At 74.8% G+C, this 9,251-nt stretch carries 12 protein-coding genes; 4 read left to right on the top strand and 8 right to left on the bottom strand.

Annotation, left to right across the window (positions count from 1 at the left end):
- Positions 1–272: 272 nt before the first annotated feature.
- The 4 genes from N555_RS0105285 (at position 273) to N555_RS27800 (ending at position 3,207) form a co-directional block, all read left to right on the top strand.
- Positions 273–818, top strand: a complete 546-nt coding sequence (locus N555_RS0105285; RefSeq protein ID WP_081866003.1) for a transcriptional regulator BldD — start codon at positions 273–275, stop codon at positions 816–818.
- A 132-nt stretch (positions 819–950) separates the two neighbouring features.
- Positions 951–1,925 carry an ABC transporter ATP-binding protein gene (locus N555_RS0105280; RefSeq protein ID WP_051683769.1) on the top strand — a complete coding sequence of 325 codons (975 nt, stop codon included), beginning with the start codon at positions 951–953 and terminating at the stop codon, positions 1,923–1,925.
- On the top strand, positions 1,922–2,956 hold the full coding sequence (locus N555_RS0105275; RefSeq protein ID WP_029430451.1) for an ABC transporter permease subunit: 1,035 nt from the start codon (positions 1,922–1,924) through the stop codon (positions 2,954–2,956). Before N555_RS0105280 ends, N555_RS0105275 begins: the two co-directional genes overlap by 4 nt.
- Before the next feature lie 98 nt (positions 2,957–3,054).
- Positions 3,055–3,207 (top strand): hypothetical protein, encoded by a 153-nt coding sequence (locus N555_RS27800; RefSeq protein WP_156036201.1) that lies wholly within the window; start codon positions 3,055–3,057, stop codon positions 3,205–3,207.
- 37 nt (positions 3,208–3,244) lie between these two features.
- Here N555_RS27800 and nusB read toward each other — a convergent pair whose 3' ends face one another.
- From nusB to N555_RS0105230, 8 genes are read right to left on the bottom strand one after another with little or no spacing between them, the layout of a single operon-like run.
- Positions 3,245–3,649, bottom strand: a complete 405-nt coding sequence (gene nusB, locus N555_RS0105265) for a transcription antitermination factor NusB (RefSeq protein ID WP_029430450.1) — start codon at positions 3,647–3,649, stop codon at positions 3,245–3,247.
- Positions 3,650–3,675: 26 nt separating this feature from the next.
- Positions 3,676–4,236, bottom strand: a complete 561-nt coding sequence (efp, locus tag N555_RS0105260) for an elongation factor P (RefSeq protein WP_029430449.1) — start codon at positions 4,234–4,236, stop codon at positions 3,676–3,678.
- Positions 4,237–5,343 (bottom strand): M24 family metallopeptidase, encoded by a 1,107-nt coding sequence (locus tag N555_RS0105255; protein ID WP_029430448.1) that lies wholly within the window; start codon positions 5,341–5,343, stop codon positions 4,237–4,239.
- Complete coding sequence (aroQ, locus tag N555_RS0105250; RefSeq protein ID WP_029430447.1) at positions 5,340–5,774, bottom strand: type II 3-dehydroquinate dehydratase; 435 nt, start codon at positions 5,772–5,774, stop codon at positions 5,340–5,342. Before aroQ ends, N555_RS0105255 begins: the two co-directional genes overlap by 4 nt.
- A complete protein-coding gene (aroB, locus tag N555_RS0105245; protein ID WP_029430446.1) occupies positions 5,771–6,829 on the bottom strand; it encodes a 3-dehydroquinate synthase in 1,059 nt (352 codons plus the stop codon). The genes aroQ and aroB overlap by 4 nt, the downstream gene beginning before the upstream one ends.
- The gene (locus tag N555_RS0105240) at positions 6,826–7,362 is read right to left on the bottom strand and encodes a shikimate kinase (RefSeq protein ID WP_231502600.1); all 537 of its coding nucleotides are present in this window, start codon (positions 7,360–7,362) and stop codon (positions 6,826–6,828) included. The genes aroB and N555_RS0105240 overlap by 4 nt, the downstream gene beginning before the upstream one ends.
- A gap of 8 nt (positions 7,363–7,370) precedes the next feature.
- A complete protein-coding gene (gene aroC / locus N555_RS0105235; protein ID WP_029430444.1) occupies positions 7,371–8,549 on the bottom strand; it encodes a chorismate synthase in 1,179 nt (392 codons plus the stop codon).
- A gap of 36 nt (positions 8,550–8,585) precedes the next feature.
- The gene (locus tag N555_RS0105230; protein ID WP_029430443.1) at positions 8,586–9,251 is read right to left on the bottom strand and encodes a prepilin peptidase; all 666 of its coding nucleotides are present in this window, start codon (positions 9,249–9,251) and stop codon (positions 8,586–8,588) included.

Raw genomic sequence — 9,251 nt, 5'->3', positions numbered from 1 at the left:
TTCCCCGCCTCACCGGACGGGTCGTTAAAGGAGTGGGTTGGACCGGCGACCACCGTACTGCACCCCTCGGTGTGACCCCGATCGCGCGGGAGGGGGCCGGCAGCGACCCCGGGAACCGCGTCCGGGCGCCGCGCGTCAATCTCCCCGGGACCGTCCCCGCTGGTCCAAGATGTGGTCCCGCAGGGAGAGCCCGCTGTTGCCGGGACCGACGTACCAGTACGGTGAGTGACGACAGCGCCCCACGAACGACGACGGACAGTGAGCGACACGGGATGAGCACCGACTACTCGCGGGCCCTGGGCGCCCGGCTCCGCGCTATCCGCAACCAGCAGGGTCTCTCCCTGCAGGGCGTGGAGGACAAGTCGCACGGTCGCTGGAAGGCGGTCGTCGTCGGCTCCTACGAGCGCGGCGACCGCGCCGTCACCGTGCAGCGGCTCTCCGAGCTCGCGGTGTTCTACGGCGTGCCGGTCTCCGAGCTGCTGCCCGACCCGCGGCCGAGCTCGGCGGTCGTCGGGACGACCAAGATCGTGCTGAACCTGGAGTCGCTGGGCTCGCTGCCCGCCGACGAGGCCGGCCCGCTCGCCCGCTACGCCTCGACGATCCAGGCGCAGCGCCACGACTACAACGGCAAGGTGCTCAGCATCCGGGCCGAGGACCTCAAGTCGCTGGCGATCATCTACGACATGAGCCCCGACGAGCTGACCAGCCGGCTCATCGAGTGGGGCGTCCTCTCCCCCGGCATGGAGGGCATCGCCGGCAACGGCGACGAGGACGAGGAGCTCAACCCCAATTGGGAGCGCCGCCGCGCGCCGCGCTGACGCCGCCCCCTTCCTGCGCGCTCCACGAAGGCCCCTGCCGATCTCGGCGGGGGCCTTCGTCGTCCTCGGGGTTCCGGCTCGCCCGCGTTCTGGCTTGCGGCCGCCGGCGGCCCGGCTGTGCCAGGGTGCCGCATGCCCGTCGTGCAGATGACCGCGGTGTCGAAGACCTACCGGCGACGCGGCCGGCCGGGACAGAAGGCGCTCGACGGCCTGGACCTCGTGGTCGACAGCGGCGGGGTGCACGGCTTCCTCGGGCCGAACGGCTCGGGCAAGACGACCTCCATCCGCGTGCTCCTCGGGCTGGTCGCCCCCGACGGCCGCCCCGACATCCGGCTGCTCGACCGGCCGGTCCCTGCCGGGCTGCCGGACGTGATCGGCGGGGTCGGCGCGCTGGTGGAGACCCCGCTGTTCTTCCCCGGCTTCTCCGGGCGGCTCAACCTCCAGCTGCTGGCCGAGGCGGCCGGCCTGCCCCGCACGCGCGTCGAGGAGTGCCTGGAGATCGTCGACCTCCGCGACCGCGCCGCCGACCGCTTCAAGGGCTACTCGCTGGGCATGAAGCAGCGGCTGGGCATCGCCGCCGCGCTGCTGAAGTCCCCGCGGCTGCTGATCCTCGACGAGCCGAGCAACGGGCTGGACCCCGCCGGGATCCGTGACGTGCGCGAGCTGATCCGCCGGCTCGGCCGCGACGGGCGGACGACGGTGCTGCTGTCGTCGCACCTGCTCGCCGAGATCCAGCAGGTCTGCGACTCGGTCTCCATCCTCGCCCGCGGACGCTGCGTCGCGACCGGCCCGGTCAGCGAGGTGCTGGCCCGCGGCTCCAGCGGCGCGGTCCGGATCCGGGTGCCCGACGCCGCCACGGCCGCCGCCGTGCTGGGCGCCGCCGACTTCGCGGTCTCCCCGCCCGAGGCCCCCGACGGCCGGACCCTGCTCGTCCACTCCGCCCCGGCGCCCGGCGACATCACCCGGGCCCTGGCGGAGCAGGGCATCTACCTGGAGGAGCTCACCCCCGTGGCCGCCGACCTCGAGAGCGCGTTCCTGGCGCTGACCGGTGATCCCGTGCCCACGCCGCCGTCCGCCGCCGGCCCGTCCGCCGGGACGCCGGCATGAGCGCCGTCGCCGAGCACCCGCACCCCGCTCCGCCGGAGCCCACCGAGCGGCGTCCGCGGGCCGCCGGCCTGCTGCGGGCCGAGCTGCACCGGTTCCGCTCCCGCCGCTTCATCCAGGTGCTCGTGGCCCTGACCGTCGTCGGGTTCGTCGTCGCGACGGTCATCGGGCTGCTGAACTTCGGCAGCCCCACGGACGCCGACTACGCCGACGCCCGCGCGGAGGCGGAGCGGGTTGTCTCGGAGCAGGCGGGTTTCCGCGAGCAGTGCCTCGCCGACCCGGGCATCCCGGACGACGTCACCCCCGAGGAGTGGTGCGGCCCCGAGCTGACCCTGGAGGAGATCGGTGGCCCGGAGGCGTTCCTCGACGAGGCCCCGTTCGACCTGGCCGAGTCCGCGACCGACGGCGCCCTGGCCGTCGCCGCGCTGGGGGCGGCGCTGGCCTTCCTGATCGGCGCCACCTGGATCGGGGCCGAGTGGTCGACCCGGTCGATCGTCGCGCTGCTCTTCTGGGTGCCCCGCCGGATGACGGTCGTGGGCACCAAGCTCGCCGTGCTCGGCGTCGCCGCCGTCGCCTTCGGGGTGCTCACCCAGGCGCTGTGGCTGGCGATGGCCGGCGTCTGGCGGGCCGCCGTCGGCACCGACGAGGCGCTGCCCGACGGGTTCTGGACCGCGGTGCTGCAGACCCAGGCGCGCGGGGTCCTGCTCACGGTGTTCGCCGCCCTGCTCGGCTTCGGCCTGGCCAACCTGGTGCGCAACACCGGCGCCGCGCTCGGCATCGCGTTCGTCTACGTGGTGGTCGTGGAGAACGCGGTCCGGGTCCTGCGTCCGCACTGGGACCCGTTCCTGCTGACCACCAACGCGGTGGGCCTGGTGCAGGACGGTGGCCTGACGCTCCAGTTCTTCGACGACACCGCGATCCAGCCCACCGAGTACCTCGTCGGTCACGTGCAGGCGACCCTGCTGCTCACCGCAGTCACGGTCGTCGTCATCGGCGTCGGCACCTGGCTGTTCGCCCGCCGCGACCTCTCCTGAGCCGCACACAGGCTTCTGCAAGCAGGCTGCAAGGGAACTGTCAGTGGGTACACCTAGCGTCCTCGGTGAGTCACAGCCCGCGACATCGAGGAGTTCCCGTGCCCGCTCCCCTGACCCCGCCGACCACCGACGACCGCGACCTCTACCTGGCCGCCTCCCGCCGCGCCGCGCTCCGCCGGGTGCACCGCCGGCAGTCCAGCGCGCGGATGGCCGCGATGCTCGCGGCCGCCGCCCCGCGGTCCGGCCGCTGAGGGTCAGCGGCGGAGGCCGTGGACACGGAACGGTGGCTTACGCGGGGACCTCGGCGTCGAGGATCGCCCCGAGCACGCCGTTGACGAACGAGGGCGAGTCGTCGGTGGAGAGCGTCCGCGCCAGCTCGACCGCCTCGTCGATGACGACCGCGTCGGGCACGTCGTCGGCCCACAGCAGCTCGAAGGTCGCCATGCGCAGGATCGCGCGGTCCACGTCGGGCAACCGCGGCAGCGTCCAGCCGCGCGCGTGGGTGTCGATCAGCCCGTCGATGCGGGCGCCGTGCTCCACCACACCCTCGACCAGCCGCACCGTGTGCTCGGCGACCGGCGGCTGCCCCTCGGCGATGCGGTCACGCAGCACGACCAGCGCGTCGATGCCCCGCAGATCGGCCTCGTAGAGGACGTCGACGGCGCGCTTGCGGGCCTTGCTGCGGGCAGCCATGCGAGGTCGGTCGGTCCGGGAGGGCGTCAGTTGACGCGGCCGAGGTACCGGCCGTCCCGGGTGTCGACCTTGAGCTTGTCGCCGGTGTTGATGAACAGCGGGACCTGGATCTGCGCGCCGGTCTCCAGGGTGGCCGGCTTCGTGCCGCCGGTGGAGCGGTCGCCCTGCAGGCCCGGGTCGGTGTGCTGCACCACGAGCTCGAGGGTCACCGGCAGCTCGACGTACAGCGGGGTCCCGTCGTGCACGGCGACGACGGCCTCGGTGTTCTCGAGCAGGTAGTCCGCGCCGCCGCCGACGGTCGCCTCCGGCACGTGGATCTGGTCGAAGGTGTCGCCGTCCATGAAGACGAAGTCGGTGCCGTCCTTGTACAGGTACGTCATGTTCCGCTTGTCGACGGTCGCGGTCTCGACCTTCGTGCCGGCGTTGAAGGTCTTGTCCACGACCTTGCCCGAGAGCACGTTCTTCAGCGTCGTCCGCACGAAGGCGCCGCCCTTGCCGGGCTTGACGTGCTGGAACTCGGTGACGGCCCAGAGCTGGCCGTCGAGGTTGAGGACCAGGCCGTTCTTCAGGTCGTTGGTGGTAGCCATCTAGAGAACCAGCAGTTCCTTGCTCGTGAGGGTCAACAACTCGGGCTCGTCGTCGGTGACGACCAGGGTGTCCTCGATCCGGACACCGCCGTGGCCGGGCAGGTACACACCCGGCTCCACCGTGACGGCCATGCCGGCGGTCAGCGTACCCGCGCCGAGCGGGCCGATGCCCGGCGCCTCGTGGATCTCCAGGCCCACGCCGTGCCCCAGGCCGTGCGAGAAGTGCTCGGCGTGGCCCGCGGCGGCGATCACGTCGCGGGCGGCGGCGTCCACGGCGACGACGTCGGCACCGACGGCGAGCGCGGCCCGGCCGGCCGCCTGCGCGGCCGCGACCAGCTCGTACACCTCGCGCTGCCAGTCGGCCGCCTGCCCCAGGACCAGCGTGCGGGTCATGTCGGAGTGGTAGCCGTCGACCGTGGCGCCGAAGTCCAGCTTCAGGAAGTCGCCCTCGCGCAGCACGGTGGCGTCGGGCCGGTGGTGCGGGATCGCGGAGTTGGCGCCGGCGGCCACGATGGTCTCGAACGACGGGCCCTCGGCGCCCAGGTACATCATCCGGGCGTCGAGCTCCCGGCCGACCTGCAGCTCCGTGCGACCGGGGCGCAGCGCTCCCTCGGCGGCCAGCTCGGCCAGGGCCGTGTCGGCCACGGCGCAGGCCCGCCGCAGGGCGTCCACCTCGTCGGCGTCCTTGACCGCGCGCAGCGCCTCGACCGCCCGGCGGACGCTCGTCAGCTCCGGCACGGTGCCGCCCGCGGCCGCGTCGGCCAGCACCTTCTCCAGGCCGGCGAGCCCGTCGACGGTGACGACGTGGCTCTCGAAGCCGATCCGGCCGGCGCCGCCCCGGACCGCGGCCCGGGCGAGCCCGGCCACCGTCGCGCGGTCGACCAGCACCTCGACGTCGGGCACCTGGGTCGCGGCCTGCGTGGTGTAGCGGCCGTCGGTGCCGAACAGGTCGGGGGCATCGGTCCGCAGCAGCAGCGCCCCGTTGGACCCGGTGAAGCCGGTCAGGTAGCGCACGTTCAGCAGCTCGGTGATGAGGACGGCGTCCAGCCCGCGCTCGGCGGCGATGGCGCGCAGTCGGTCCCGGCGGCCGGCGGTGTCCATGCTCATCGGGCGTCCCGGGCGGCGAGCCACCGCAGGGCGAGCACGTAGCCGTCGATGCCCAGACCGGCGATCACCCCGGAGGCGACCGGCGAGACGTAGGAGTGCCGGCGGAAGTCCTCCCGGGCGTGCACGTTGCTGATGTGCACCTCGACCACCGGCGCGGTGGCCGCGGCCAGGGCGTCCCGGAGCACCACCGAGGTGTGCGTCCAGCCGCCGGGGTTGACGACGATGGGGTCGCCGGCGTCGGTCGCCGCGTGCACCCAGCGCAGCAGCTCGCCCTCGTCGTCGGTCTGGCGCACCTGCACGTGCAGGCCGAGCTGGGCGGCGGAGGCCTCGAGCAGCTCCACCAGCTGGACGTGCGTCGTCGTCCCGTAGACCTCGGGCTCCCGGGTGCCGAGCCGGCCGAGGTTGGCGCCGTTGAGCACCTGGATCGTCACGCTGTCTCCTCACTGACGGCGGCCCAGGCCGCGTCGAGCCATGCCTGGTCGGGGTCGGTCAGGATGCGCGGGTTGCCCATGCCGTCGAGGACGACGAAGCGCAGCGACGCCCCCCGGGCCTTCTTGTCGATCCGCATGACGCCCTGCAGCGTCGCCCAGTCGCCGGCGTAGCGGACGGGCAGCCCGATCGCCTCGACCAGCGTCCGGTGTCGGTCGGCCTCGGCGCGGCTCAGCAGTCCGGCCTGCGCGCCGAGCTCGGCGGCGAACACCAGCCCGACGCCGACGGCCTCGCCGTGCCGCCAGCCGAAGTCCTCCACCCGCTCGATCGCATGGGCCAGGGTGTGCCCGTAGTTGAGGAACTCGCGGCGGCCGGTGTCGAACAGGTCCTCGCCCACGGCGTCGGCCTTGACCTGGACGGCGCGCTCGATCAGCTCGGCGGTGTCGCGCCGGCCGGTCGGATCGGCCTCGAGCAGCTCGAGGATGCGGCCGTCGGCGATGAAGCCGCACTTGACGACCTCCGCCAGCCCCGACACGAACTCCGCCTCCGGCAGCCCGGCGAGGACGTCGGTGTCGACCAGCACCCCGGCCGGGGGGTGGAACGCGCCGACGAGGTTCTTGCCGGCGCCGGTGTTGATGCCGGTCTTGCCCCCGACGGCGGCGTCGACCATGCCGAGCAGGCTGGTCGGCAGGTGCACCACGCGGACCCCGCGGGTCCAGGTGGCGGCGAGGAACCCGGCGAGGTCGGTGACCGCTCCCCCGCCGACCCCGACGACGGCGTCGGTGCGGGTCAGCCCGAGCCGGCCGAACTCCTCCCACGCGCCGGCGGCGACCTCCGCGGTCTTGGCGGCCTCGCCGTCCGGCACGACGACGGCCTCGGCGGCCACGCCGGCGGTCTGCAGCGTCTCGACCGCGGCGCCGGCCAGGGCGGCCAGCGGTGCCGAGTGCACGACGACGGCGCGGGCGGTCCCGGCGAGGAGCAGCGCGAGCTCGGTCTGCGCGCCGGGGCCGATGACGACCTCGTACGGCTTGTCCCCGGCGACCCCGACCCGCCTCACCGGGCCTCCCCCGGCGCGCCCGCGGAGGCGGGGAGGACGGCGAGCACCTCGGCGACGACCTCCGGCGACGGGCGGTCCCCGGTGGACACCGTGGCGGTGGCGACCTCGGCGTAGAGCGGGTCGCGCTCGGCGAGCATGGTGCGCAGCATCGCCCGCGGGTTGACCGCCAGCAGCGGGCGGTCGCGGTTGAACCCGGCACGCTTCGCGGCCGTGGCGAGGTCGACGTCCAGCCGGACGACGGCGCCGCCGGCCCGGCCGTGGGCGACCAGCAACGCGCGGGTGGCGGCGGAGAGCACCGCGCCGCCACCGAGTGCCAGGACGCCGTCGTGCTCGACCAGCGCGCGGGCCACCGCGGCCTCCTCCAGTTCCCGGAAGTACGCCTCGCCGCGGTCGACGAACAGGTCGGAGACGCGGCTGCCGGTGGCGGCCTCGACGTCGGCGTCGGTGTCGCGGAACCCGACGCCCAGCGCCGCAGCCACCGCCCGGCCCACCGTCGTCTTGCCCGAGGTGGGCGGCCCGACGAGGACCAGCACGGGCCCGCTCATCTGATCGGCAGGGCGTCGAGGTAGGCGCGGGCGTTGCGCCGGGTCTCGGCCACCGAGTCGCCGCCGAACTTCTCCAGGGCGGCGTCGGCCAGCACGAGGGCGACCATCGCCTCCATCACCACCGAGCCACGGGGCACGGCGCAGGCGTCGCTGCGCTGGTTGATGGCCACGGCGGCGTCCATGGTCGCGACGTCGACGGTGGCCAGCGCCCGCGGCACGGTGGAGATGGGCTTCATCGCCGCGCGCACCCGCAGCACGTCGCCGTTGGTCATGCCGCCCTCGATGCCGCCGGCGCGGTCGGACAGCCGCTGGATCCGGCCGTCGCTCAGGACGATCTCGTCGTGGGCCACCGAGCCGCGGCGGCGGGCGGTCTCCAGCCCGTCGCCGACCTCCACCGCCTTGACCGACTGCACGCCCATGAGCGCGCCGGCCAGCCGCGAGTCCAGCCGGCGGTCCCAGTGCACGTGGCTGCCCAGGCCCGGCGGCAGGCCGTGCACGACGACCTCGACGACCCCGCCGAGGGTGTCGCCGTTCTTGCGGACGTCGTCGATCTCGGCCGTCATCGCCTCGCTGGTGGCCGGGTCGGCGCAGCGGACCGGGTCCTCGTCGATGCGCGGGTTGTCCCCCGGCCCCGGGACGACGCCGTCGGGGACCACGACCGGTCCGATCGCGACGACGTGGCTGACCACCTCGACGTCGAGGGCCTGGCGCAGGAACGCCTTGGCGATCGCGCCGAGCGCCACCCGGGCCGCGGTCTCCCGGGCACTGGCCCGCTCGAGCACCGGCCGGGCGTCGTCGAAGCCGTACTTCTGCATCCCGGGCAGGTCGGCGTGGCCGGGGCGCGGACGGGTCAGCGGGGCGTTGCGGGCCTGACCGGCGAGCACCTCGGGGTCGACCGGGTCGGCGGCCATGACCGTGGACCACTTGGGCCACTCGGTGTTGCCGACCTGCACCGCGATCGGCCCACCCTGGGTGCGGCCGTGGCGGACGCCGCCGGTGAGGGAGACCTCGTCCTGCTCGAACGTCATCCGCGCGCCCCGGCCGTGGCCCAGGCGGCGGCGGGCGAGGTCGAGGTCGAGGTCGGAGGTCTGCACGGCGACGCCGGCCGGCAGCCCCTCCAGGATGGCGGTGAGCTGGGGGCCGTGCGACTCACCGGCGGTCAGCCAGCGCAACATGCGCGTGATTCTGCCAGTAGCCGGACGGCTGCCCGCTCAGCCGACCAGCGGCGGTGCGCCGAGTGCCAGCGCGAGGGCCGCGCCGACCAGCAGCGGGGGGCCGAAGGGGACGGCGGTCCGCCAGCCGGCCCGCCGGGTGGCGAGGAGCAGCAGCGACATCACCGCTCCGGTCAGCAGCCCCAGGAAGACCCCTGCCAGCAGGACGCCCCAGCCGGCCCAGCCCAGCAGCAGGCCGAGCAGCCCGAGCAGTTTCACGTCGCCGAAGCCGAGGCCTGCGGGCGAGGCGATCCGCGCCGCCGCGGCGAGCGCGAAGGCGACGCCCGCCGCGAGGACGCCGCGGGCGAGCGCCGGCCAGCTGCCGGTGGCGACCGCGTCGATGACCAGCGCCGTGAGGCACGCGGCGACCGCGGGCAGCAGCACCCGGTCGGGCAGCCGGTGCACCGCCAGGTCGACACCGGCGAGCACCAGGCCGGCTCCGGCCGCCCAGCCCAGCGCGACCGCGGCGGGGCGGACGCCGGTCAGCTCCAGCACCCCGGCCACCAGCGCCCCGAGGCCGACGACGGCGGCGAGGGTGGCGACCGGCCGGGGCCGCGCGTCCTCGTCCGCACGGGCGAGGCGGACGCCGCGCCGGGCCAGCCACGGTCCGACGGCCAGCGCGCAGACCGCGGCGACGGCCGCGACGATCGGCGGGTCGAGCGGCAC

The sequence above is a fragment of the Blastococcus sp. URHD0036 genome (assembly GCF_000701365.1).
In the GTDB taxonomy this organism is placed as follows: Bacteria; Actinomycetota; Actinomycetes; order Mycobacteriales; family Geodermatophilaceae; genus Trujillonella.
This window is presented reverse-complemented; position numbering and strand designations above follow the sequence as displayed.

What these genes read in the sequence shown, in the direction of transcription:
- N555_RS0105280 (WP_051683769.1), top strand. Translation starts at nt 951, where the DNA reads ATGCCCGTCGTGCAGATGACCGCGGTGTCGAAGACCTACCGGCGACGC.
- N555_RS0105255 (WP_029430448.1), bottom strand. Translation starts at nt 5,343, where the DNA reads ATGAGCATGGACACCGCCGGCCGCCGGGACCGACTGCGCGCCATCGCC.
- efp (WP_029430449.1), bottom strand. Translation starts at nt 4,236, where the DNA reads ATGGCTACCACCAACGACCTGAAGAACGGCCTGGTCCTCAACCTCGAC.
- N555_RS0105275 (WP_029430451.1), top strand. Translation starts at nt 1,922, where the DNA reads ATGAGCGCCGTCGCCGAGCACCCGCACCCCGCTCCGCCGGAGCCCACC.
- aroC (WP_029430444.1), bottom strand. Translation starts at nt 8,549, where the DNA reads ATGTTGCGCTGGCTGACCGCCGGTGAGTCGCACGGCCCCCAGCTCACC.
- N555_RS0105285 (WP_081866003.1), top strand. Translation starts at nt 273, where the DNA reads ATGAGCACCGACTACTCGCGGGCCCTGGGCGCCCGGCTCCGCGCTATC.
- nusB (WP_029430450.1), bottom strand. Translation starts at nt 3,649, where the DNA reads ATGGCTGCCCGCAGCAAGGCCCGCAAGCGCGCCGTCGACGTCCTCTAC.